28 protein-coding genes are annotated in these 23,517 nt (G+C 63.7%); 7 read left to right on the top strand and 21 right to left on the bottom strand.

What is annotated here, in order from left to right; genetic code table 11:
- Positions 1-53: 53 nt before the first annotated feature.
- The 3 genes from CLV78_RS11030 (at position 54) to recR (ending at position 2,903) form a co-directional block, all read left to right on the top strand.
- Entirely contained in the window at positions 54-1,814 is a 1,761-nt protein-coding gene (locus CLV78_RS11030; RefSeq protein WP_106204915.1) for a DNA polymerase III subunit gamma/tau, read from the top strand.
- Between the two features lie 138 nt (positions 1,815-1,952).
- The gene (locus CLV78_RS11025; RefSeq protein ID WP_106204852.1) at positions 1,953-2,300 is read left to right on the top strand and encodes a YbaB/EbfC family nucleoid-associated protein; all 348 of its coding nucleotides are present in this window, start codon (positions 1,953-1,955) and stop codon (positions 2,298-2,300) included.
- A gap of 3 nt (positions 2,301-2,303) precedes the next feature.
- Positions 2,304-2,903, top strand: coding sequence for a recombination mediator RecR (recR, locus tag CLV78_RS11020; RefSeq protein ID WP_106204851.1), 600 nt, complete (start codon positions 2,304-2,306; stop codon positions 2,901-2,903).
- 6 nt (positions 2,904-2,909) lie between these two features.
- Here the strand turns inward: recR and CLV78_RS11015 are convergent, their stop codons facing one another.
- The 3 genes from CLV78_RS11015 to CLV78_RS11005 form a co-directional block, all read right to left on the bottom strand.
- A complete protein-coding gene (locus CLV78_RS11015) occupies positions 2,910-3,470 on the bottom strand; it encodes a DUF4453 domain-containing protein (protein ID WP_106204850.1) in 561 nt (186 codons plus the stop codon).
- A 61-nt stretch (positions 3,471-3,531) separates the two neighbouring features.
- A complete protein-coding gene (locus CLV78_RS11010; RefSeq protein WP_106204849.1) occupies positions 3,532-5,106 on the bottom strand; it encodes a DUF6798 domain-containing protein in 1,575 nt (524 codons plus the stop codon).
- Between the two features lie 52 nt (positions 5,107-5,158).
- Positions 5,159-5,926, bottom strand: coding sequence for a DUF1013 domain-containing protein (locus tag CLV78_RS11005; RefSeq protein ID WP_106204848.1), 768 nt, complete (start codon positions 5,924-5,926; stop codon positions 5,159-5,161).
- Positions 5,927-6,050: 124 nt separating this feature from the next.
- Here CLV78_RS11005 and CLV78_RS11000 point away from each other — a divergent pair, with 124 nt between their 5' ends.
- Positions 6,051-6,680 (top strand): ribonuclease T2 family protein, encoded by a 630-nt coding sequence (locus CLV78_RS11000; RefSeq protein WP_106204847.1) that lies wholly within the window; start codon positions 6,051-6,053, stop codon positions 6,678-6,680.
- An 89-nt stretch (positions 6,681-6,769) separates the two neighbouring features.
- On the opposite strand, the gene dxs is transcribed toward CLV78_RS11000, so the two are convergent.
- The 6 genes from dxs to CLV78_RS10970 form a co-directional block, all read right to left on the bottom strand.
- Entirely contained in the window at positions 6,770-8,695 is a 1,926-nt protein-coding gene (dxs, locus tag CLV78_RS10995; RefSeq protein WP_106204846.1) for a 1-deoxy-D-xylulose-5-phosphate synthase, read from the bottom strand.
- Positions 8,696-8,749: 54 nt separating this feature from the next.
- Entirely contained in the window at positions 8,750-9,622 is an 873-nt protein-coding gene (locus CLV78_RS10990; protein ID WP_106204845.1) for a polyprenyl synthetase family protein, read from the bottom strand.
- Entirely contained in the window at positions 9,619-9,858 is a 240-nt protein-coding gene (locus tag CLV78_RS10985; protein ID WP_106204844.1) for an exodeoxyribonuclease VII small subunit, read from the bottom strand. Before CLV78_RS10985 ends, CLV78_RS10990 begins: the two co-directional genes overlap by 4 nt.
- On the bottom strand, positions 9,855-10,790 hold the full coding sequence (locus CLV78_RS10980) for a histone deacetylase family protein (protein ID WP_106204843.1): 936 nt from the start codon (positions 10,788-10,790) through the stop codon (positions 9,855-9,857). Before CLV78_RS10980 ends, CLV78_RS10985 begins: the two co-directional genes overlap by 4 nt.
- A 91-nt stretch (positions 10,791-10,881) precedes the next feature.
- On the bottom strand, positions 10,882-11,601 hold the full coding sequence (locus tag CLV78_RS10975; RefSeq protein ID WP_245924960.1) for a response regulator: 720 nt from the start codon (positions 11,599-11,601) through the stop codon (positions 10,882-10,884).
- On the bottom strand, positions 11,598-12,110 hold the full coding sequence (locus CLV78_RS10970; protein WP_106204842.1) for a MarR family winged helix-turn-helix transcriptional regulator: 513 nt from the start codon (positions 12,108-12,110) through the stop codon (positions 11,598-11,600). The genes CLV78_RS10975 and CLV78_RS10970 overlap by 4 nt, the downstream gene beginning before the upstream one ends.
- A 156-nt stretch (positions 12,111-12,266) precedes the next feature.
- Between CLV78_RS10970 and CLV78_RS10965 the strand changes: the two genes are divergently transcribed.
- A complete protein-coding gene (locus CLV78_RS10965) occupies positions 12,267-13,136 on the top strand; it encodes a branched-chain amino acid aminotransferase (protein WP_106204841.1) in 870 nt (289 codons plus the stop codon).
- Between the two features lie 126 nt (positions 13,137-13,262).
- Complete coding sequence (locus CLV78_RS10960; protein ID WP_146136677.1) at positions 13,263-13,691, top strand: hypothetical protein; 429 nt, start codon at positions 13,263-13,265, stop codon at positions 13,689-13,691.
- Positions 13,692-13,860: 169 nt separating this feature from the next.
- Here CLV78_RS10960 and CLV78_RS10955 read toward each other — a convergent pair whose 3' ends face one another.
- From CLV78_RS10955 to CLV78_RS10925, 7 genes are all read right to left on the bottom strand, one after another.
- Entirely contained in the window at positions 13,861-14,058 is a 198-nt protein-coding gene (locus tag CLV78_RS10955; RefSeq protein ID WP_106204839.1) for a hypothetical protein, read from the bottom strand.
- 81 nt (positions 14,059-14,139) lie between these two features.
- Positions 14,140-15,168, bottom strand: a complete 1,029-nt coding sequence (queG, locus tag CLV78_RS10950; protein WP_106204838.1) for a tRNA epoxyqueuosine(34) reductase QueG — start codon at positions 15,166-15,168, stop codon at positions 14,140-14,142.
- 96 nt (positions 15,169-15,264) lie between these two features.
- Positions 15,265-15,930 (bottom strand): FtsZ-binding protein FzlA, encoded by a 666-nt coding sequence (fzlA, locus tag CLV78_RS10945; RefSeq protein ID WP_106204837.1) that lies wholly within the window; start codon positions 15,928-15,930, stop codon positions 15,265-15,267.
- Positions 15,931-15,988: 58 nt separating this feature from the next.
- A complete protein-coding gene (gene mtgA, locus CLV78_RS10940) occupies positions 15,989-16,759 on the bottom strand; it encodes a monofunctional biosynthetic peptidoglycan transglycosylase (protein WP_106204836.1) in 771 nt (256 codons plus the stop codon).
- Positions 16,760-16,861: 102 nt separating this feature from the next.
- The gene (locus CLV78_RS10935; protein WP_106204835.1) at positions 16,862-17,380 is read right to left on the bottom strand and encodes a hypothetical protein; all 519 of its coding nucleotides are present in this window, start codon (positions 17,378-17,380) and stop codon (positions 16,862-16,864) included.
- A 188-nt stretch (positions 17,381-17,568) separates the two neighbouring features.
- Complete coding sequence (rsmD, locus tag CLV78_RS10930; protein WP_106204834.1) at positions 17,569-18,129, bottom strand: 16S rRNA (guanine(966)-N(2))-methyltransferase RsmD; 561 nt, start codon at positions 18,127-18,129, stop codon at positions 17,569-17,571.
- Positions 18,129-19,337 carry an NAD(P)/FAD-dependent oxidoreductase gene (locus CLV78_RS10925; protein ID WP_106204833.1) on the bottom strand — a complete coding sequence of 403 codons (1,209 nt, stop codon included), beginning with the start codon at positions 19,335-19,337 and terminating at the stop codon, positions 18,129-18,131. Before CLV78_RS10925 ends, rsmD begins: the two co-directional genes overlap by 1 nt.
- Positions 19,338-19,418: 81 nt before the next feature.
- Between CLV78_RS10925 and CLV78_RS10920 the strand changes: the two genes are divergently transcribed.
- Positions 19,419-19,907 carry a peroxiredoxin gene (locus tag CLV78_RS10920; RefSeq protein WP_106204832.1) on the top strand — a complete coding sequence of 163 codons (489 nt, stop codon included), beginning with the start codon at positions 19,419-19,421 and terminating at the stop codon, positions 19,905-19,907.
- A 15-nt stretch (positions 19,908-19,922) separates the two neighbouring features.
- On the opposite strand, the gene CLV78_RS10915 is transcribed toward CLV78_RS10920, so the two are convergent.
- The 5 genes from CLV78_RS10915 to CLV78_RS10895 are packed head-to-tail and all read right to left on the bottom strand — an operon-like array spanning position 19,923 to position 23,499.
- Positions 19,923-20,708, bottom strand: coding sequence for a mechanosensitive ion channel family protein (locus CLV78_RS10915; protein ID WP_106204831.1), 786 nt, complete (start codon positions 20,706-20,708; stop codon positions 19,923-19,925).
- A 37-nt stretch (positions 20,709-20,745) separates the two neighbouring features.
- A complete protein-coding gene (locus tag CLV78_RS10910; protein ID WP_106204830.1) occupies positions 20,746-21,030 on the bottom strand; it encodes a 4a-hydroxytetrahydrobiopterin dehydratase in 285 nt (94 codons plus the stop codon).
- Positions 21,030-22,220 (bottom strand): GNAT family N-acetyltransferase, encoded by a 1,191-nt coding sequence (locus CLV78_RS10905; protein ID WP_106204829.1) that lies wholly within the window; start codon positions 22,218-22,220, stop codon positions 21,030-21,032. The genes CLV78_RS10910 and CLV78_RS10905 overlap by 1 nt, the downstream gene beginning before the upstream one ends.
- A 52-nt stretch (positions 22,221-22,272) precedes the next feature.
- Entirely contained in the window at positions 22,273-23,028 is a 756-nt protein-coding gene (locus CLV78_RS10900) for a glycerophosphodiester phosphodiesterase family protein (protein WP_106204828.1), read from the bottom strand.
- A gap of 6 nt (positions 23,029-23,034) precedes the next feature.
- Entirely contained in the window at positions 23,035-23,499 is a 465-nt protein-coding gene (locus CLV78_RS10895) for a RidA family protein (RefSeq protein WP_106204827.1), read from the bottom strand.
- Between the last annotated feature and the right edge of the window lie 18 nt (positions 23,500-23,517).

Raw genomic sequence — 23,517 nt, 5'->3', positions numbered from 1 at the left:
ACCTCCGCCGCGCGTCCCACTACCTTGGCGCGGTCAGTACGAAGCGAGGCGAGATGAGCGAAACAGGCGATACCGGCTACCAGGTCCTGGCGCGAAAATACCGACCGCAAACCTTCGCCGACATGGTTGGTCAGGACGCGATGGTGCGAACGCTCAAGAACGCTTTCGCCGCAGATCGCATTGCCCAGGCCTTCATGATGACAGGCATCCGCGGGACCGGGAAGACGACGACGGCGCGGATCATCGCCAAGGGAATGAATTGCATCGGCGCGGATGGCGAGGGCGACCCGACAACCGACCCGTGTGGCGCCTGCGAGCATTGCGTGGCGATTGCGGAGGGCCGTCACGTCGACGTGCTGGAGATGGACGCGGCCTCCAACACGGGCATTGATGACATTCGCAGCCAGGTGCTCGATTCCGTGGCCTACGCGCCAAGCTCCGCGCGGTACAAAGTCTATATCATCGACGAGGTTCACATGCTGTCGAAGAGCGCGTTCAACGCGCTTCTCAAGACGCTGGAGGAACCCCCCGCCCACGTGAAGTTCATCTTCGCAACGACCGAAATCCGCAAGGTGCCTGTCACGGTGCTTTCGCGGTGTCAGCGCTTCGACCTGCGCCGGATCGAGCCGGAGGACATGCTGGCGATGCTGCGTCGGATCGCGGATGCCGAATGTGGCGAGATCACCGACGATGCGCTTGCGTTGCTGGTGCGTGCCTCGGAAGGATCGGCTCGGGATGCGCAGTCCCTGCTCGACCAGGCGTTGAGTCAGGGTGTTGGCGAGACCGACGCGGATGCCGTGCGCGCGATGCTGGGACTTGCGGACCGGGGCAGGGTGCTCGACCTCTTTGACATGATCCTGAAAGGGGATGCGGCGGGCGCATTGACCGAGCTTTCGGCGCAATATGCCGACGGTGCGGACCCGATGGCGATCCTGCGGGACCTCGCAGAGGTGTGCCACTGGGTTTCGGTGACGAAGATCACACCGGAGGCGGCCGACGACCCGACGGTGCCTCCCGACGAACGCGACCGTGGCCGGGCGATGGCGGAGGCGATCGGAATGCCGATCCTTGCGCGGATGTGGCAGATGCTCCTGAAATCGCTGGAGGAAGTCGGACAGGCTCCGAACGCGATGATGGCGGCAGAGATGGCAATCATCCGCCTGACCCATGTCGCTGACCTGCCCACGCCCGGGGATCTGGTGCGCAAGTTGAAGGATTCACCGCCGCCGACCCATCCGGGCGGTCCCGGCGGTGGTGGCCAGGGCGTGCCGCAAGGCGGGCCGGTTGGCTATGCCGCGCCGCCGCCCTCCGCCCCGGCCGGAACCCCGCCCGGGGCGGGGCCCGTGGCGGCGTTGAAAGTGGCGCCGGAGGAGGCGCTGGCGCGGTTCGCGACCTTTGATCACGTCCTCGACCTGATCAGCGCAAACCGGGAGGTGACCCTCCTGATCGAGCTGGAAAACACCCTTAGGCTGGCGAAATACGCCCCCGGCCGGATCGAGTTCGAGCCGACCCCCGATGCAGCCCCCGACCTTGCACAGCGGCTGGGGCAGCGGTTGCAGACGATGACGGGCAACCGATGGGCGGTCTCCGTCGTCAGCGAGGGCGGCGCGCCGACGGTGGCCGAGGCGCGCGACAGCGAGAAGCGCGCCCTGGAGGAGGCCGCCATGGAGCATCCGATGGTGCAGGCCGTGCTGGAGACCTTCCCAAAGGCGAGGATCACCGAAATCCGCACGCCCGACCAAATCCAGGCCGAGGCTGCCGTGGAGGCGCTGCCGGAGGTCGAGGACGAGTGGGATCCGTTCGAGGAGGACTGACGAACCGGCTGTCGTAAAGCGGGTTGCTGCCAGCCCGACATTGCCGCCGGGCGCGACATGTCCCATATGGCAGTCAGAACATGAAACACCGGGCCGCCCAAACGACGCGTGCCGGTACAGGAACCGAAAGGACACGACATGCTGAAAGGACTCGGCGGTCTCGGCGACATGGCCAAGATGATGAAGGCCGCGCAGGACATGCAGAACAAGATGGCCGCGCTCCAGTCCGACCTGGAGAACACGGTTGTCATTGGCGAGAGCGGCGCCGGTCTGGTGAAGGCACGTTGCACCGCCAAGGGTGAACTGACCGGGCTCGACATCGACCCCTCCATCTTTAACGCCGACGAGAAAGAAGTCGTGGAGGATCTGATCCTCGCCGCGATCAAGGACGCGCAGGGCAAGGCGCAGGACAAGTCCAAGGAAGAGATGGAAAAGCTCACCGCAGAGATGGGCCTGCCCGCGGGCATGAACATCCCCGACATGTAAGCCATGACCCGGGCACCGCGCGATATCGAGGACCTGATCGACCTGATGGCCCGCCTTCCCGGCCTCGGGCCGCGGTCGGCCCGGCGCGCGGTGCTGCAACTCATCAAGAAGCGTGGTCAGTTGCTGATCCCGCTGGCGGATGCGATGCAGTCGGTCGCGGTCTCCGCGCGCGAGTGCATCACCTGCGGCAACGTCGGCACGACCGAGATCTGCGAGATCTGCACCGCGGAGAAACGTGCCATCGGCGAAATCTGCGTTGTCGAGGATGTGGCCGACCTGTGGGCGATGGAACGGGCTGCAGTGTTCAAGGGCCGATACCACGTGTTGGGAGGCACGCTTTCGGCGCTTGATGCCGTCGGACCGGATGAGTTGCGCATCCCGCATCTCGTCGCCCGGGTGCAGGAAGAAGAGGTCAGCGAAGTGATCCTCGCGCTGAACGCGACGGTCGACGGTCAGACCACGGCTCACTACATCGCCGAGCAACTGGAGCCGCTGGGAATCGCGGTGACTTCGCTGGCGCAGGGCGTGCCGATCGGGGGTGAGCTTGACTATCTCGACGACGGAACGATCACCGCCGCCTTGCGCGCGCGCAAGGCGATGTGAACGGCCTCACCCGGCCCACTGATCGCAGCCATCCTCTGAATAGGGCACTTGCGACCAACCCATGAACGCCTCCCCCGTGGAGGGGCGCCGCACGATCACGAACTCCCAGTTGCCCTCGGGCATGTAGCTGAACCCGATGTGATCGCCGGGAACGATCCGGCCGGTGACGGGCGTATCGAACCGCTTTCCCTGATGAAGCTGCAACACGCCACCGCGCCAGCCCATGCAACCGCTCTCGCCATCGCCTCGGACCGGAAGCGTCAGGAATCGGGCGCGCTGTTCGATATCCGCAAGGTCGAGCCACGTGGACTTCGTGTCCACGCTGCACTCAAGGAAGCTCTCCATTTCCTTCACACGGGCGACGCGGGTGGCATCCGCCGTTTCGAGTTGCGGAGAGCCGGTGGAGCAATCGGAATTGTCGAACACCGCCTTCCCGAGGTCGGAGCCGAAGCAATAGCCTGCTCGATCGAAGATCAGGTTCCGGGTGAACCAGAGGTCATGGCAGATGTCGTCCGCGAAGGCGGGCTGGCCTGCCAGGGGCAGAAGCAAAAGGAAGAGGGTCCGCATGTATGGCTCCGGGATCGGTCTGGCACGACGCTAGGCGGCGCCCCGGGGGCAATCAATGTGCTCAGTGGACGCGGTAGATCCAGCCGTCGGATGCGTGCAGCAACTCCAACCGGTCGCAAGTCGCGTACTCTGCGGTCGCGGCGTTCCGGATCATCAGGTGGGTCACTGGGGTTTCAGCCATCAGGCGATCCAGCGCACCGCAATCGAAGGGGACCTCTGCCGATCCGGCCTCGCTCGCGCCGAAGACGGCATCGGCCAGTTCGACGCGCCGCCGCCAGGCCAGAACTTCGGTGTCCAGGTAGGGGTGGGTTTTCCAGGTTACGTAGTGGGGCACGAGCGCGTCCAGCCGGAAACTGCTGTGCGCGGGTGATGCGAGATAGCTGTCACCGGGTTTGAAACTGTCGCGGGCGAAGGCGACGTAGTTCGCGGGCTGGCTGGTGCGCACCAGCCTGAGCTTGTCGCCCGCCCCGTCCGTTGCCGCGAAAAGAGCGTATCCAAGAAAGGGCAGGGTGGCGACCAGTTGCCCCCGCCGTGTGGGGAGGACGCGCAGAACCCTGTCGACGACCCAGCCAGACAGGATCGCCACAGAGACCGGAGCGATGATGACGGACGCCCGCCATGGTGCCACAAGGGCCAGTTCCGCGCTGCGCGTAAGCCAGACCACGGCGGTGCCGCCCGCGGCGATCACCAGCAAGACGATCAGCCCGCTCTGCAGCGGCCCGCGCGGTGCGACCGCGATGGCGAGGACCGCGACCAGGAGTTTGCGAAAGGCGGCGAAGTCGAACCAGTGGGAGGGGTCGGAATGATGCGGGATGCGCTCGAAGGCGAGGATCTCGTTGGCCTTGGCAAAGGTCACGGGATCGGTCGGTGCGAAGCGAATCGAGAGATCGAGCGGTGGCAGGATCAGAAGTGCCAGTGCCGCCAGTGTTACCATCTTGGGGATGCCCAGCCCGTCGCGCCAACGGTGAACAAGGAATACGGCCAGCATGGCCCCCGAGTAGGCAATGTAGGCCGGGTGAAACGCCGCCGGGATTGCGGCAAGAAGCAATCCCGCCGGGTGCCCGCGCTGGGCCAGCAGGAAGGCTGGCAGGAAGAGGATCCCGAACTCTGCCGGCTGGAGGTAGCCATGGGTCAGGTATTGACCGGCAACGCCACGAAGGTTGTCGTCCTGCCAGTCGTGTACGAAGATCACGAGCAGGCTGCCGGTGATCAGCGTGAAGGCGAGCCCTTGTCCGGAACCCCGGCCGACGAGCCGGGCGAGCGCCAGGAGAGACAGGCACATGATGCCCAGCATCAGCACTTCCAGCGCGTAGAACAGCACCGGGTCTCCGTATTCGGCAATCAGGTAGACCAGATGGGTGAAGGCCGGCAGCCCGTCGACGGTGCCGGCGGTCCAGTCCGCCCCGAGCCGTTCCGGCCACGCCTGCGCAAGTCCGTGCAGGAACTTGGTGTTCTGGTTGGAATGGTAGAGCAGCGGCATCGGGATCGTTGCCACGAACAATGCCCAGGTGCAGAGCGCAAGCCAGGTTCGGTGGGCACGGCCCAGGGGCGAGACGTCGCCGAGATGCGCCATGTCCGTGGCTCCGATACTGTACCGCCCGGGCATCCCGAGCCCGACACGTTCCAGAAGTTGCATGATCCTTCCGGGGGATCAACCGCGCGCCGATGGAACGGCGCGCTGCAACGGATCAGGGCTGCTTGTCGTCGTCCTCGTCCTCGTCGTCATTGTCGGGCAGGTTGAAGAAGCTGTCTGCGTCGAGAATTGGCTCGTTGCTGTCCTCTGCCTCGTCGCCACGCGGGTCACCGCCGAGCGTGAAGGTCTCCAGCCCGGAGATCGCGGTCGGGATCTTCGGTTCCGGATCGGCAGCCAGCGACTGCTCGGTGGAGACGAGCTTGCGGCGTTCGTCGTCGCTCATCACCTCGCCATCGGCGGCCTTCTTGGCGGCGGCCTTCTGAACCACGGCGTCGAGTTCGGATTGCTTGCACAGGCCAAGCGCGACGGGGTCGATGGGCTGCATGTTGGCGATGTTCCAGTGCGTCCGCTCGCGGATCGACTGGATGGTCGGCTTGGTGGTGCCTACCAGCTTGGAAATCTGGCCGTCGGTCAGCTCGGGGTGGAACTTCACCAGCCAGAGGATCGAGTTGGGCCGGTCCTGACGCTTGCTGAGCGGCGTGTAGCGCGGGCCACGGCGTTTTTCCTCGCCAAGTGCCGCGGCATTGAACTTCAGCTTCAACTTGTGAAGCGGGTTCTTCTCGGCCTCGTCGATCTCGCTCTGGACCAGTTGATTGTTGGCGATGGGATCGAAGCCCTTGACGCCGGCGGCGACGTCGCCATCGGCGATCCCCTGCACCTCGAGTTCGTGCAGGCCACAGAAATCGGCGATCTGCTTGAAGCTGATCGTCGTGTTGTCGACCAGCCAGACGGCGGTGGCTTTTGCCATGATCGGCTTGTTCATGTCTGACTCCTTAGCACAGTTCTTCCGTGGCCGGGAAACGGCCGCAGCCGTTGGCGGGCCGCATTTCCTCGTTTTCGGGGATTGGGGGGGATATAAGACCGCAAGAGCGGAAAGGGAAGTCAAAATGCGGTGGATGGTTGCGTTGGCGGCACTGGCAGGCGCCGCGATGGCGGATGGGGAAGCCGCCGGGGAGTTCGACTACTACGTCATGGCGCTGAGCTGGTCGCCGAATTTTTGTGCCATCGAAGGGGATGCTAAGCAGGCGGAGCAATGCGATCCGGGGCTCGACCTCGGGTGGGTGCTGCACGGTCTCTGGCCACAATACGAGGATGGCTGGCCCAGTTTCTGCCCAACCGCCGAGCGGAACCCATCGCGTGGGCAGACCGCCGACATGGCGGATATCATGGGGTCCGCCGGCCTGGCGTGGTACCAGTGGAAGAAGCACGGACGCTGCTCCGGCCTGCCGTCGGACGACTACTACGCGCTGTCCCGGTTGGCCTTTGAAAGCGTGGAGCGCCCTGAGGTACTGCGCAAGCTGGAGGAGCCGGTGGTGTTGCCGGCGTCGGTTGTCGAGGACGCCTGGCTGGAGGCCAATCCGCAACTGCAACGAGATATGGTTACCGTGACCTGCCGCGCCGGCCGGATCATGGAGACCCGGATCTGCCTCACGCGGGACCTGAAGCCGCGCCGCTGCGGGCGGGACGTCATCAAGGATTGCACGCTGCCAAAGGCGCGGCTGGACCCGGTGCGCTAGCCTACGGGTTGACGAACGGGGTGATGGGGCGCCGGGCCCGGAGCTACGTCGCCTGACATCAATGCAATTGCGATGGCCGGTCTTGGCGATCAGGCGGTTGCGGCGCCAATGCTGGCGATGCCGAGCGTGTCGAGAACCCTGGCCTCGATCTCCTCTGCGTTCATTCCCGCGACCCTGTACATGTCGGCGGGGCTCGCCTGATCGATGAAAGTGTCGGGCAGAACCATGGAGCGGTATTTCAACCCTTTGTCGAAAATGCCCTTTTCCGCCAGGAGTTGCGCCACATGTGAGCCGAAGCCACCGATGGCGCCCTCTTCGATGGTAATCAGCGCCTCGTGATCGGCCGCCAGCCCGAGGATCAGGTCCTTGTCGAGGGGCTTGGCAAAACGGGCATCGGCAACGGTCGGGTTGATCCCGCGACGGGCCATGTTCTCCGCGGCTTTCTCGACCTCCTGCAATCTCGTGCCGAAGGACAGCAGGGCCACACGAGAGCCCTCGCGGACGATCCGGCCACGGCCGATCTGGAGAATCTCGCCGCGCTCCGGCATTTCGACGCCAACACCCTCGCCACGTGGGAAACGGAAGGCGATCGGCCCGTCGTCATAGGCCACGGCGGTCGCAACCATATGTTTCAATTCGCTTTCATCCGCTGCTGCCATGACCACGAAGCCCGGAAGATTGGCAAGGAACGCGATGTCGAACGATCCTGCGTGGGTCGCGCCATCGGCCCCTACGAGGCCCGCCCGGTCGATCGGGAACCGCACGGGAAGACGCTGGATCGCGACATCATGCACAACCTGATCGTAGCCGCGCTGCAGAAAGGTCGAGTAGAGCGCGCAGAAGGGTTTGAGCCCACCCGCCGCCTGTCCGGCGGCAAAGGTCACCGCATGTTGCTCGGCGATACCAACGTCGAAACAGCGGCTGGGGTAGCGTTCAGCGAAGAGATTGAGGCCCGTCCCATCCGGCATTGCGGCCGTGATCGCGGTGATCCGGTCATCTTCGGCGGCGTGCTGAAGCAGCGATTCGGCGAAGACCTTGGTATAGCTCGGCGCGTTCGATTGCGCCTTCTTCTGCGCCCCGGTTACAACGTCGAACTTGCCAACGCCATGGCCCTTGTCGATGGCCTCCTCGGCCGGGGCGTAGCCCTTCCCCTTGCGCGTGATCGCGTGGATCATGATCGGGCCGTTCGCCCGCGCCTTGACCATCCGCAGAACCGATAGGAGCATGTCCATGTCGTGCCCGTCGATCGGGCCGACGTATTCGAAGCCAAGCTCCTCGAAGAGCGTGCCGCCGATGGTGGCGTGCTTGACCATCTCCTTGGCGCGTCTGGCGCCTTCGTAGAACGGCTCGGGGAGGAAGCTCAGTGCACCTTTCGCGGCGGCTTTCAGATCCTGGAACGGTGCTCCGGCATAGAGCCGCGACAGGTAGGACGACATTGCCCCGACCGGGGGCGCGATGGACATCTCGTTGTCGTTCAGGATCACGATCAACCGCTTGCCCAAGTGGCCGGCGTTGTTCATCGCCTCATAGGCCATGCCGGCGCTCATGGATCCGTCGCCGATGACGGCGATGGCGTCCCCAAGGCCGACCTCGGTGGTGCCGCCAAGTTCGCGGGCGGTCGCGAAACCGAGGGCGGCGGAGATCGAGGTCGAAGAATGCGCCGCGCCGAACGGGTCATAGGCCGACTCGCTGCGCTTGGTGAAGCCCGACAGGCCATCCTTCTGGCGCAGTGTCCGGATGCGGTCGCGACGTCCGGTGAGGATCTTGTGCGGGTAGCACTGGTGGGAGACGTCCCAGATCAGCTTGTCGCGCGGCGTGTCGAAGACGGCGTGCAGGGCTACCGTCAGTTCAACCACCCCAAGCCCCGCCCCCAGGTGCCCGCCGGTCTCGCTCACCGCCGAGATCGTTTCGGCGCGCACTTCGTCGGCCAACTGCGCGAGGTCTTCGTCGGACAGGTGCTTGAGATCTGCCGGGGTGTCGACCCGGTCCAGCAGTGGGGTAATCGGTTTCACCATTGCTCGGCCCTCCAACGGCCGTGGCTTCCCCGCGTTCGCGCGACGCGGGGCCTCCTATTTCTTGCGGGCGATAACGAAACGGGCGGCTGCCCGCAAGTTCTCCGCTGCCGCACCATATCCTGATAGCGCCGCTTCGGCCTCCTCCACCAGTCCCCGGGCGCGCGACTTGGCGCCGTCCAGCCCCAGCAGGGAGACGAAGGTCGCCTTGCCCGCCTCTTCGTCTTTGCGCAGGCGCTTGCCGGCCAGTGCCGCATCGCCCTCCACGTCGAGGATGTCGTCCGCGATCTGAAAGGCAAGGCCAAGTGCCGTCGCATATGCCCGCAGCGGCGCGGGATCTGCCTGACCAAGGAGGGCTCCGGCGGTGGCCGACCAGCGGATCAAAGCACCGGTCTTGTTGGCCTGCAACTCGGTGATCCGGGGCAGATCCAGCGGTTGGGCCGCCGTTTCGGCAGCGATGTCCTGCGCCTGGCCGAGCACCATCCCCTTCGCGCCAGATGCCAGCGCCAGATCGGAGATCAGGGCAAGCCGCACTTCCGGTTCCGGCGAGCATTCGGGCCGTGCCAAAAAGTCGAAGGCGAGCGTCTGAAGCGCATCCCCGGAGAGGATCGCGGTCGCGTCATCCCATTTGACATGCACCGTCGGCTGGCCACGCCGCAGGTCGTCGTTGTCCATCGCCGGCAAGTCGTCATGAACCAGCGAATAGGCGTGCACGGCTTCCACCGCTGCGGCCGCATAGATGGCGGCGCCGGGCGCGACCCCGTGCAGCGCGGCACCTTCCAGCACAAGAAAACCTCGCAGGCCTTTGCCACCGGTGGTCGCATAGCGCATCGCCTCGATCACCGGCTGATCGGGATAGCCCGAAAGCTCCCTCGCGAGGAAGGCCTGAACCTGCCCCGACGCTTCCGTCAACGTCTGCGGGAATGTCATTCGTCCAGCGGCGCCGTTCCGGTTGGGGTGCCGTCCGCGGCCTGGGTGATCTTCGCGACCTTCTCCTCGGCGGCTTTCAACTGCTCCTCGCAGCGGGCCTTCAGGCTGGCGCCGCGCTCGTAGAGCGTGATCGATTCCTCAAGCGGTACGTCGCCGTTCTCCAGCCGGTTCACCACCTGTTCAAGCTCGGCCATCGCCTGCTCGAAGCTCATTTTCTCGACGGGAGTGTCATTCATCCGCCCTGCTCCATCAGAACCTTCACATGCGCCGCGACGCTGGCGGCAAGTGCCTCCAGATCATAGCCACCTTCGAGAGTCGAGACCACGCGCCCCCCGCAATGCCGGTCGGCCAGCTCACACAGAGCCCGTGTCGCCCACACGAAATCCTCGACCTCCAGGTTGAGCTGTGCCAGCGGGTCGGAGCTGTGGGCATCGAACCCGGCAGATATCAGCACCAGTTCCGGCCTGAAATCCTCAAGCGCGGGCAGCACCAGCCCCTCCATCGCCGTGCGGAAGGCCGCACCATCGGCACTGGGCGGCAACGGCACGTTCATGATGTTGTCGTGGGCTCCTGTTTCGTGCCGTTCCCCGCTGCCGGGGTAGAGCGGCATCTGGTGGGTCGAGGCAAAAAGGACCCGCGCTTCGTTCCACAAAAGGTCCTGCGTGCCATTGCCGTGATGAACGTCGAAATCGACGATGGCGACACGGGACAGGCCGTGGTGATCCAGGGCACGCTTTGCCGCGATCGAGATGTTGCCGAACAGGCAGAACCCCATCGGAGTCGATGTCTCCGCATGATGTCCGGGTGGACGAATGGCACAGAAGGCGTTTCGCACCTCGCCTGCCACAACCGCATCCACGGCCGCGGTCACTGCCCCGACACCTCGCCATGCCGCGTCAAGCGATTTGGCCATCACATGCGTGTCGGCATCGAGGGAGACCCAGCCATCCGCCGGTACGGCGGCCTCGATGGCCGCAACGTGGGCTTCGGGATGCACCCGCAAGACGTCTTCGCGCTCGCCCAAAGGCGCCACTCGCCGATCCAGCGCCCCGAAGGCGGGATCATCAAGTGCGGCAAGGATCACCCGCAACCTGTCCGCGCATTCGGGGTGACCGGGCGGTGTCTCGTGCCCGAGGCAGGAGGGATGGGTGAATAGCGCCGTGCTCATGGGCGGATGCCCTCCTTCTTCATGGCTCCTGAGCCCTCCACTTGCGGGCGGGCCGGATCGCGGTCCTGCTCCCTCTTGGGGCGCGGCGCGGTCATTCGGGGGCCAGCATATACCCAGCGCCGCGAACCGTCTGCAGGTAGCGTGGCTGACGCGGATCGCTTTCGATCTTGCGCCGAAGCCGGGTGATCTGCACGTCCACAGCCCGTTCCTGCGCCTGTCCGCCGTCGCGGCCAAGCTCCTCCACCAACTGGCTACGGCTGACGGGATCTCCGGCATGGGTCGCGAAGATCCGCATCAATTGCGCTTCTGTCGCCGTCAAACGAACCGCTTCCTCGCCGCGCCACATCTCGCCCTTCTCGACGTCGTACCGCACAGGGCCAAGCGTGAGCACCTTCGGTCCGGTGTCGACGTTCTCCTCGGACGGCATCCGGCGCAGGATCGCATTGATCCGCAGCAGCAATTCCTTCGGCTCGAATGGCTTGGCAAGGTAGTCGTCAGCCCCCGCCTCAAGTCCCTCGATCCGGTCGGCTGTCTCGCCCCGGGCGGTCAACAGAAGAATGGGGGTCGGCATATCCGCCCGAAGCGACCGGGTCAGGCTGATCCCGTCCTCGCCCGGCATCATCACATCGAGCACGACGAGGTCGAACTCCAATCCCGACAGCAATCGGCGCGCATGTGCCGCATCACGTGCGGCGCTGACCAGAAACCCGTTCCGGATCAGGAACTTCTGCAGAAGGCTGCGGATGCGTTCGTCGTCATCGACAATCAGCAGGTGGGCCTCGACATCCGATGGCTCCGGCATTCCAATCATTGGCCACCCTCCGTCAGCCGGAGATAGCGCCGCCGCATCTCTCCATCCATCATTGCCTCCAGGACGGTACGGAACCCCGCCACCGCTTCCGGCCCTGCAACGCGAAACGCATCACGCATTCGCGCACGTTGAGCATCGCTCAGTTCCTGTTCGAGAATCTGGCCGGTCTCGGTGAGGTAGAGATGCCGCTCCCGCTTGTCGCGCGTCCCGACCCGGCTTTCGACCAGCCCGTCCTTGATCAGGGTCCGAAGCACCCGGTTCAGAGATTGCTTCGTCACTCCGAGAATTGCCAGAAGGTTATTCACCGTCGTCCCGTGCGAGCGATGGATGAAATGAATCGCGCGGTGGTGAGCCCGTCCATAGCCGCGGGTCTCCAGTATCCGGTCGGGATCCGCGGTAAACCCCTTGTAGGCAAAGAACATCGCCTCGATGCCCTTGCGCAATTGCTCGTCCGTCAGGAACAGCAGCGTTTCACCGCGCTGTGCGCCTCCGCCTGGCCCGTCTGCCATATCCGACCTCGTTTGATCGTCGTTTCCCGAGTTTTATGTCAGCCTTGTTGACATTGCCAGACTCAACTGCTAGCTCCGATCAGTTTTTGCGCAACAATGCGTCCGAAGCGGACATAATCTGCGCAACTTTTGAAAAATCGGCCCCGGAGAAATGATATGGCTGGCGCATACGATGATCGAGACGGAGTTATCTGGATGGACGGCAAGCTCGTGCCCTGGCGCGAAGCGAACGTGCACATCCTGACGCACGCGATGCACTATGCCTCCTCCGTATTCGAGGGAGAGCGCGCGTATCACGGCAAGATCTTCAAGAGCGTGGAGCATTCCGAGCGCCTCAGGAAGTCCGCCGAGATGATCGACTTCGAGATCCCCTACAGCGTGGAAGAAATCGAGGCCGCCAAGGCGTTGACGTTGAAGGAAATGGGGCTCGACGATGCCTATGTCCGGGTCGTTGCCTGGCGTGGTGCCGGAGAAGACATGGGTGTCGCGTCGGCGCGCAACCCCGTCCGTATGGCAGTGGCCGCCTGGGAGTGGGGCGCCTACTATGGTGACGCCAAGTTCAAGGGGGCCAAACTGGATATCTCCAGGTGGAAGCGCCCCAGCCCGGAGACGATCCCCAGTCATGCCAAGGCGGCGGGTCTCTACATGATCTGCACCATGTCGAAGCACGCGGCGGAGGCGAAAGGGTGTTCGGATGCGATGATGTTCGATTATCGCGGCTATGTTGCCGAGGCGACGGGCGCCAACATCTTCTTTGTCCGTGACGGCGAGGTGCATACCCCGCTTCCCGATTGCTTCCTGAACGGGATCACGCGGCAGACGGTGATCGAGATGCTCAAGCAGAAGGGTATTTCGGTGAAAGAGCGCCACATCATGCCCGAGGAGCTGGAAGGCTTCCAGCAATGCTGGCTGACCGGCACGGCCGCCGAGGTCACCCCGGTGGGCGAGATTGGCGACTACTCTTTCGAAGTCGGTGAACTGGCCCGCGGTATCGCCGAAGAGTACGAAAAACTCGTTCGCACCTGATCCCACGGGACGGAAGGACGAGCGCCACGCGGCAACGATTGGCGCTTAACGATTTCTTTGGTCGTTCGGCCCTAGGCTCCTGTCATGGAGCATTCGGCGCCGAAACGGCCGCAGCGGCAGATATCCGTGTTGGTGGCGATGATCGTGGCGATTGCAACGCCAGCCACGATCGCGCTCAGCTACTATCACATTTCCGGGGATCCAACTTTTCAGCCACTTGCCTTGACCATGGAGAGGCTGGCGGCAAAGGGACTCGAAACCAACAGTATGGTCGTTCGGGCGGATATCCACTGTGGTGTATCCCCTGATCAGAAACGGGCCGCACATTACCTCGGCGCAAGACTCCACGACGCGTTTTACGCAAAAGGCATCGAGGTCTCTATCCTCCTCCACCAGGTTTCCGGCAGGCAAGGTGTCGATGTCACCTTTCACGTCGGCGATTCGTCATTCGGTCCTTACCATGCCGCGGATGCTGCCACCGGCCTTCGGCTGTCGACCGAGGCGGCAAGTCTCTTGCGCCAGCGACGCGATGCTGCGCGCCCACATAGCTGGTGATGCCCGGTCCCAACACTGGGCTACAGCCCAACCCAAACGCGCCGGAGAGCAATCGCAATCCGGTTCGGGTTCCGATCAATGAACACACGCCTGCAAAACGCTTCGTCAACCCGGCCCGTCTTTGCGGGACAGGTCGCACAGACGGCCATTCAGGCAATTTCGACCAACCTCAGGCCTCGTAGCCCCGTTCTATTCTCAGGAACGCGCGCGTGCGCAGCGACGCGTTAACCGGCGCTTTCGTCCGGCGAAGCATCACACGTGCCCGAGGGCTGGTCATGGTCGGTTCCAGACGCCGCCGAACGGTGACGAAAGGAACGACGCGCGACGAATCGCGGCGAGTCGGATGATCCAGAACATGTTTGCTCATGGCGATCTCCCCAAATCACTTCCACCGCCATCTTACCACACTCGACGCCGCCGACAAACGCGACCCGCCGCCCCAAGGCCCCTACGATAGCCGGTCGATCGCCCATTGGGCCGCGTCTGCGACTGCCGGATCCGGGTCGTCCAGAAGGGGTTTCGCGGTTGCGATCAACGCCGGCGCACCGGAGTTCCCAATTGCGTAGAGCACGTTGCGGACGAAGCGATTTCGCCCGATCCGCTTTATCGGGCTGCCGGCGAAACGCTCTCGGAAGGCACGGTCGTCCAGAGCTGCAAGTTCGGCAAGCGGCGGTGCCAATGTCCCGTCACGCGCAGCATAGCGCATGTCGCTTGCGGCCACCGCGAACTTGTTCCACGGGCAGGCGGCCAGGCAGTCGTCGCAGCCGTAGATCCGGTTCCCCAGACCCTCGCGCAGGTCTTCGGGAATCTGGCCCTTGTGCTCGATCGTCAGGTAGGAAATGCACCGGCGGGCATCCATCCGGTACGGCGCCACGAAGGCCGCTGTCGGGCAGACATCGAGGCAGGATCGGCAGGACCCGCAGTGATCGACCTCAGCGGGGTCTGTGGGAAGCTCCAGTGTGGTGAAGATCGAGCCCAGGAACACCCAGTTCCCCATGTCGCGGCTGACTAGGTTGGTGTGCTTGCCTTGCCAGCCAAGCCCTGCCGCCTGCGCCAGAGGTTTTTCGGCCACCGGCGCCGTATCCACGAAAACCTTCACCTCGCCACCAGCTTCGGCGATCAGCCACCGCGCGAGCCGTTTCAACCGTTTCTTGACGAGATCGTGGTAGTCCTTCCCGCGCGCATAGACGGAGATGTTCCCGCAATTGCGCTGTTCGAGCCCATCACGCGGGTCATCATCAGGTGAATAGCTCTCTGCCAGGACGATCACCGATCGGGCCTCCGGCCAGAGCGCCACGGGATCGCCACGCCAGGCCATCCGGTCGGCCATCCATTCCATCTGTCCATGGTAGCCTTCTGCCACGAACGTAGACAGTGCCTCCGGAACATGCCCGATGGAATCTGGGCGGCAGACCCCCATTGCAACGAACCCTTCCGCGCGGGCCTGTGCCTCCAGCCGAGCCCTCAACCCGTCCATGCGCTCAGTCCTGCTCCTGACGAACGGAGGCCCTGCGGGCAGTCCACCACGACGCGCCGAAGCGGGCGCAAACACCCACACGCGCGGCTGGATATCTCAGAAATCAAGATCGGCGTATTGCACCGACGGCGGGAAGCCCGGGATCTGGTCGGCCAGAAGCCCCCGGAAGGCCGGGCGCGACTTGATCTTGGCATACCAATCCCTGACATTTGCGCTCCGGTTCCAGTCCACGTCGGAAATATAGTCCAATGCGGAGATATGCGCAGCCGCCGCGAAATCCGCCATCGACATCTGATCGCCAGCGAGCCAGCGCCGCTGGTCCAGAAGCCACGTCATGTAGTCGAGGTGATACTTGATCGCCTTCGCCCCTGCTTTCACGTTGCGGCTTTCGGGATAGCCCTGCTTGGTGATCTTCTTGTTCACACGCTCGTACAGCAAGTTTGCCGTCACCTCGTGGTGAAACTTGTCATCGAACCAGGCGCACAACCGTCGTACCTCATAGCGCCCCTCCGGTGCTCTCGGCAGCAGCGGTGGTTCCGGCGAGATCTCCTCCAGGTATTCGCAGATCGCCTGGCTCTCCGACATCGTGCGCCCGTCCATCCGCAGGACAGGCACCTTGCCGGCGGGATTGCGGCGCAGGAAATCCGCGTCCTGTTCCCAATACCGCTCCTCGACCAGTTCCACCTCGATCTTCTTCTCTGCGAGCACAAGGCGCACCTTGCGGCAGAACGGAGACAACGGGACGTGATAAAGTCGGTTCATGGGTGATGTGTTCTCGGTTTCCGGCAATGCCTTTACTTGCAGCCTAACCCCGGGTTTTTCAATCCTCGAAACATGCTGCGCGGCCGTCCGCCTCAATTGTCGCCGCACCGTCGGCGATGGAAGCGGCCCGCCGCCGCACGAATGAACTCGGTTGCCCGGCATTCCGACCCTTGGGATTTGGCAGCACGGCGGCGATCCGCGCGGCCTGTGTGGCGGTCAACTCCAGCGGGGGGCGGTCAAAATACCGGTGCGCCGCCGCTTCGATGCCGAAAACGCCTTCGTCCATTTCGGCAACGTTGAGGTAGATCTCCAGGATTCGCTTCTTCGGCCAGGCAATTTCCACGACCGGCGTGATCAGGGCCTCCAGCGCCTTGCGCACCCAGCTGCGCCCCTGCCATAGGAAGACGTTCTTCACAGTTTGTTGGCTGAGCGTGGAGGCACCACGCTGACCGCCGTCGTCCAGCGCCTCGCGAATCGCGGCCATGTCGAAGCCCCAGTGCAGGCAGAAATTGGCATCTTCGGCCGCCACGATGGAGCGCGGCGCAAACTCGGAGACATCTTCGATATCGACCCACTGCTGGTCCACCGAGCCGAGCCGATGCCGCTCGGTCCAGATCGTGTGGGTGATCGGTGGATCGACGAACCGGTACAGGATGATCAGCGCCAGCAGCAGCACTGGCGGGACCAGCATCAGGCGCCAGATCCAGCGCCGTAGAAACAGCGCAACCCGAACGGGAAGCGCGGGGCGCTTCGACCGGGCCGTCTTCGCCGGTGCCGCGGTTCGGGTGGACTTGCCCTTGCCGCTCCTTGATTTGCTTGTCCTTGCCACGCCGCGGACCTTATCGGCGCGGCGTCCGGGCGCAACAATTTACATGGTCTGCCCGTGATTCAAGCGCGCATGTATTGCGATGAGGCACCGCAGTGGTTTGCATCACCGGGCGCGAAGGCGCCCCACCAGTTCCAGCAGGTAGGTTTCTGCCTGCCGCAATCGCTGGAGGTCGTCGATGTCGGGGTAGATGCCTGCCTTCAGGGCTGTTGCATGGAGCTCGATCACGTTGCGCCCTTTGGGCACGTCGAGGACCAGCCGTGTCACACCACCGTCGGCAATGCTCGGCACGCTTCCGCGCGCAGCGTCTGTGGCACGTATCTCCGCCTCGATTCGGGTATCATCGATTGTCAGCACTCCGATATCTTCCACCAGCACACGGAGGATCGCTGCAAGGCTGTACTCTGTGAGTTGGCCCCGGACCTCCGGGATCTGCCCGGGCACTTCCCGGACTCGAACCCGGGCCTTTGCATCGATCTCCAGCAGCGGCAAGGCTGGCGAACCAGAGGACGTCACGTCGTAGACAAGCACGGACGGTTCAGCCGCGATTCCTGCCGGTGGCGCAATCGCCATGCTCGCGGCGATCCCTGCCAGGATTGCTCTGCGCTGCCAGGTTCGCTCCATCACTCTCTCCATTTCGTCGTAATTTCCTCGGACACCTCCACTCACGGCGGGCCGTCCGTGGCCTCTTGCACCGTCATCGTTCCGGATCCGAACCAAGCTTGCCGAGAGCACGGGCGTTCGTTTCGCAGTCCGTCGGGATACGTTCAGCGCGCGCCCTCACTCAGTGGGCGGTCGCCGACACAACCAGACTAACCGACCCGCCGCATCAGGGTCATGTGCGTATCGCCGTACTTTCGCCGATCCTCCAGTGTGAAGCCGGTCGGAACCTCCTGGGGTGTGTTCTCTTCCCAGATGATCAAGGCGTCTGGCGCCAGCCAGTCTCCCTCGACGCAAGAGGCGATCGACCGTTCGCCAAGTCCCTTCCCGTAGGGCGGGTCAAGAAAAACCAGGTCAAATGGCGCGCCGCGGTTTGGTCCCATACGGGTGGCATCGCGACGGTAGAGCTTCGTGATGCCCTGTGTCCGTGTTTTCTCGATGTTTTCCCGCAGCAGCGCGCGCGCCTTGGCGCCTTCGTCCACGAAGGTTGCATGTACAGCGCCCCGCGACATGGCTTCCAGCCCGAGCGCGCCTGTCCCCGCGAAGAGGTCGAGTACACGTGCCCCCGGTGCCGGGTCGCCGTGGCTTGCCGCGAGCAGGTTGAACAGACTTTCGCGCACACGATCCGACGTGGGACGCAGATGCGCGGCGGCATCTCCCTTGCCGACCGAAGCGAGCCCGAGTCCGCGAAACTTCCCGGAAATGATCCGCATCAGCGCAACAGGGATTTCAGCTCGACCGAAGGGTCGCAGACGATGTTCAGATCGGGAGATTTCCCATTGTCGATCAACCTCTTGCCCACCATGTAGGCACGCGGGTCGTTCATGGCGTCCACTGCCAGGAGCGTGTTGCCCCGATAGTACCAGTGAGACACCACGCCGACCTTGTCGCCCGGGCGGGTCATGACGCGGTCATAGCCAGTGTTGAGCCCGGCGATCTGAAGCTTCACATCGTACTGATCCGACCAGAACCAGATTTTCGGGTCATAGGCAGCCGCCGCACCCAGCATGTTGCAGGCCACCAGTTCCGCCTGGTCAATGGCGTTCTGAACGCTTTCCAGTCGAATACGCTCACCATGCCGGGGGAAGGAGGCGCAGTCGCCCGCCGACCAGATGTTCGGGTTGGACGTGCGTCCGAAGGCATCCACAGCAATCCCGTTGTCGAGGGTCAGCCCGGCGGCCTCGGCCAACCCCGTGGCGGGAGAGATGCCGACGCCGACGATCACGATATCGACGGCCAGTTCGGTTCCGTCGGTGAGCCGGGCACCGGTGACCCGCCCTTCGCCCAGAAGGCGCTCCAGACCGACGCCCTCGCGCAAATCCACGCCGTGGCCTTCGTGAAGCGTGCGGAAGTAGTCCGAGGTCTCGGGCGCGGCGACCCGCTGCAAGATGCGTTCGGCCATCTCCACCAGCGTGACCTCAAGGCCCAGCTTGCGGGCGACAGCCGCAGCCTCCAGCCCGATATAGCCACCGCCAACGATCAATGCCCGCGCGCCGGGCGTCACCTCTGCCGCCATCCTGTCGACATCGGTCAGCGTGCGCACCACGTGCACCCCGTCCAGAGATCCGCCAATGGCTGACGGCAGACGACGCGGAACCGACCCGGTTGTCAGTGCGAGGTGTTCGTAGCTCAGGGTTTCCGAGCCCATCAGGATCGTGCGGCCCGCCGGATCGATCGCATCGACGTGGCGGTCGGTCAGCAGGCGAATGTCGTTGTCGACATAGAAGGCTTCGGGGCGCAGGAAGAGCCGTTCAAGCTCCATCTCGCCCAAGAGGTATTTCTTTGACAGCGGCGGGCGCTGATAGGGGGGGACATGCTCTTCGCCGATCAGCGTGACCGGCCCCGAGAACCCCTCGGTCCTGAGTTTTGCAACCAGCGATGCGCCGGCCTGACCGGCTCCTACAACCACGATCCCCGACATGTTTCCCTCCAAAGGCTGGTCACTCCGAACGCACGTCCTATATCTGGCAGCCGAAGCAATGAAAACGGCGCGAGGGACCCCATGAAGATTTCAAACGGACAAAAGCTGCCAGATGCGCGTTTCACCGTGATCGGAGCAGAGGGACCAGAGCAGGTCGACCTTGCACCCCTGCTCTCCGGACGGCGTGTGCTGGTGCTCGGCATGCCGGGCGCTTTCACTCCGACGTGCTCCACAGCGCATCTTCCCAGCGTGATCCGGTCCGCAGACGAGATCCGGGCGAAGGGCATCGACGAGATCCTGCTGATCTCTGTCAACGATCCACATGTGATGCGCGCCTGGGGCGAACAGTCCGGAGCGTCGGCGGCTGGCATCACCCTGTTGGCGGATGCCGGCTGCGAGTTCACGGAGAGCATCGGAATGCGGTTCGATGCGCCGATGGTCGGTCTTGTCGCGCGCTCCTTGCGATACGCGATGGTCGTCGACGATGGCGCGGTGGAGCTCCTGCGCATCGAGGAAGGGCGCGGCACCTGTGCGATGACGGGCGGCGAGGCGGTGCTTTCGCTGCTCTAACGCCGCCCCGGCTGATCAGACCGCCTTGTTGATCTGCAATTGCGTCGGGAAGGGAATGTCGATCCCGCCCGCCTCGAAGGCATCCTTTGCCTTGCGGGTGAGGTCGAACTTGAGATCCCAGTAATCCGCGGCCTCGCACCAGACGCGAACGGTGAAGTCCACCGAACTGTCGCCGAGGTTCGTGACCTTGACGAAGGGCTCGGGGTCGCTCTTGAAACGCGGCTGTGTGGCGATCAGGTCGTTCAGGATCTTCTCGGCCGCCTTCAGGTCGCTGTCGTAGGAGACACCGAAAACGAGATCCACGCGCCGCGTGTCATGGGCGGAGAAGTTGACGATGGCCGAGGACCAGACGTCCCCGTTGGGCACGATGATCTGCACGTTGTCCGGGGTTGTCAGTTCTGTCGTGAAGAGCGTGATCTGTTCGACTGTGCCGGAATGCCCTGCGACTTCGATGAAATCACCCAGTTTGAAGGGGCGGAATCCGACCAGCATGACGCCGGACGCCAGATGGCCAAGTGTCCCCTGAAGGGCGAGGCCGACCGCGATACCGACGGAGCCGATGAGGGCCGCCAGCGACGTCGTCTGGATCCCGAAACGCCCCAGTATGAAGATGATTGCAAACGCCAGGATCGCGTATTTTGCGATGCTGGCGAGAAACCGCGCCAGCATCGGGTCGAACTTTTCGTTGTAGGCGGGCAGCTTGCGGATCCGCCCCGCGACCCAGTTCGACAGCCAGAGGCCAACGATCGCAATGGCCAGCGCGTAGAGAGCGTTGATAATGAGATTGTCGGGGAGTTCCATGATACCATCCCTTTGAAATGCGCGGGATGGGTCCGTATCACCCCGCCAGTTTGTCCATGACCTGCGCTAACGAGACATCCAGTTCGGTCAATCCGCCAGCGTCATGCGTGCTCAGCGTGACTTCGACCGTCCCGTAGACATTGGCCCATTCTGGGTGATGGTTCATCTTTTCGGCATGCAGCGCAACCCGTGTCATCCAGCCGAACGCCTCGACGAAGGATTTGAATCGGAAAGTCTTTTGAAGCGCGTCCCGGTCGTCCTGAATCGCCCAATCGGCGGCCAGAAGTGCTTCCAAAGCGGAGCGGTCCTTCAGGGGTTGCATCAGTCGTGTTCCTCCTCACTGCGTCGAAACGGGCCGTAGCTCGTCAGGATTCCCATATCCTGTTCCACCGCGCGGGCCTCGGCCGCCAGGAACTCCTCGATGGCCCGCTTGAAGCCAGGGTCGGCAACCCAATGCAGGGAATGCGTGGCCACGGGAAGGTATCCGCGGGCCAGCTTGTGTTCGCCCTGGGCCCCCGCTTCCACAGTATCGAGTCCATGCGCGATGGCGTAGTCGATTGCTTGATAGTAGCACGCTTCGAAGTGAAGGCACGGGTGATGCTCCAACGCGCCCCAATACCGGCCGAAAAGCGACCGCCGACCGATGAAGTTCAGCGCACCGGCCACGTTGAAGCCGTCACGCTCGGCCATCACCAGCAGGATGTCGTCGCGCAGGGTCTCATGTGCGATCTCGAAGAATTCGCGGGTCAGGTATGGGCTTCCCCACTTTCGCATGCCGGTGTTCTGGTAGAAGGCCCAGAAGTCGTCCCAGTGATGTGGCTCGATCTGGTCGCCAGTCACCTGCACGAGCTTACCGCCAAAGGCCTGTGCCGTGCGCCGTTCCTTGCGGATGTTTTTCCTCTTCCGGGAGGAAAGCGCAGCGAGGAAGTGGTCGAAATCCGCATAGTCCGCATTCTCCCAGTGGAATTGCTGGGTGACACGGTGCATCAGTCCCATCTGCTCGCCTTGCCTGGCCTCGATCAGTGTGCAGAAGGTGATGTGGAGCGACGAAAGCTGGTTTTCGGCGGCCACCTGTACCGCACCCTGCACCAAAGCACCGGGTCCGATGTGCTCGAAACCCGGCTTCACGAGGAAACGCCGGCCGGTCACAGGGGTGAAGGGCACCGCTATCTGCAACTTGGGGTAGTAGGAACCACCAGCGTTTTCGTATGCCTGCGCCCAGGAATGGTCGAAGATGTACTCGCCCTGGCTGTGGTGTTTTCCGTAGAGCGGCGCGACGGCGATGATCTCCTCGTGCTGTTTGGCGATCAGGTAGGTCGGTTGCCAGCCGGTGCCCTTACCGACCGATGCGCTGTCTTCCAGCGCCATCAGAAAACGGTGTGTCGTAAACGGGTCGAGCGGTCGGAATCCATCGGCGGCCTCAGGGCACGCACAGGCATCCCAGTCTTCCGCCGGGATTTCGGAGAGGCTGGGCAGCGCCAGGATTTCAATGGCGGTTTCGTTGGAGCTCATGACCACTCGTCGCTTTCAGACAGCCCTACACTTGGCCTTCATGCGACCGGGATCAAGCGGCCGTATATCCTTCGAAGGTCACGTTGTCGGCAATCCTACGCGCCTCTGCTTCGGCCGCCGCGCTGCGAACCGTCCAGCAGAGAACGGGCAGGCCCGTTGCCTTGATCCTTGCTACATGCGGCGAGGCCAGGTCGCGCGCCCGGTGGCTGATGAACGCGGCACCTGTCTCTTCGAGGTCGGGGATTCCGACAAGACGATCGCGCATGGAGGACGGCACTGTTGGCCAATGCTCCGCCGTGAAACTGCAAGTGGTCAGCCCACGGACGAAGTCCGGCGCAATCCGACCCAGTGCGATCATGGCGTGAGGGTTGAAGGACATGAACGCCAGCGGGCCGTTGTAGCCTGCCGCGTCTGCCGCCGCCGCCGCTTCCAGTTCGCCGACATTCGGTCCGAGTGCGCCATCCTGGTCCTTGATCTCCACCAGGAGCGGGACCTTTCCCGCCGTGATGTCGAGGATCTCGGCAAAGGTCGGAATGCCCTCGTCTCCACTCAACAGCGGGATCTGTCCGAGTTGGGCGGCGCTGCGGCCGCGCACGGGGCCTGCCTCCCCCGTCAGCCGATCCAGTGCGTAGTCGTGGAACACTATTGCCCGACCGTCGGCCGACATTTGCAAATCAATTTCTATCCCGTAGCCGGCCGCGATCGCCGCGCGGACGGCTCCGCGCGAGTTCTCCGGGCGCCGGGCCGTTAGGTCGTGCAGGGCCCGGTGTGCAATTGGGCGTGCGAGAAACGCCGGATCCAACGCCATATCGGGTCAGGAAACCTGGAAAATCGCCTCGATCTCGACCGCTACGCCTCGCGGAAGAGCCGCGGCGGAAACGGCGGAACGAGAGTGCCGCCCGGCATCGCCAAGCGCATCGACAAGGAAATCGGAGGCGCCGTTGACCACCTCGGGCTGATCGGTGAAATCGACCGTGGAATTGACAAAGCCCGTGAGCTTCACCACGCGAACAAGCCTGTCGAGGTCGCCTCCACAGGCCGCCTTGCACTGGGCAAGAAGCGCGATAGCGCAGGTCCGTGCCGCGGCGGCGCCCGCCTCGACATCCATCGTGTCACCAAGTTTGCCGGTGATCAGCCCATCCGGCCCCATGCTGATCTGGCCAGAGACATAGACAAGGTCGCCAACCCGCACGAATGGCACGTAGTTGGCTGCGGGAGCAGGCGCATCGGGGAGCGTCACGCCAAGTTCGGCGAGACGGGCCTCGTGGGTACCGGACATGTGGAAACTCCTTTGTGG

This window comes from Aliiruegeria haliotis, from assembly GCF_003003255.1.
Taxonomy (GTDB): Bacteria; Pseudomonadota; Alphaproteobacteria; order Rhodobacterales; family Rhodobacteraceae; genus Tropicimonas; species Tropicimonas haliotis.
Note: the sequence above shows the minus strand (reverse complement) of the source record. Positions and strands in the feature narration are given on the sequence as shown.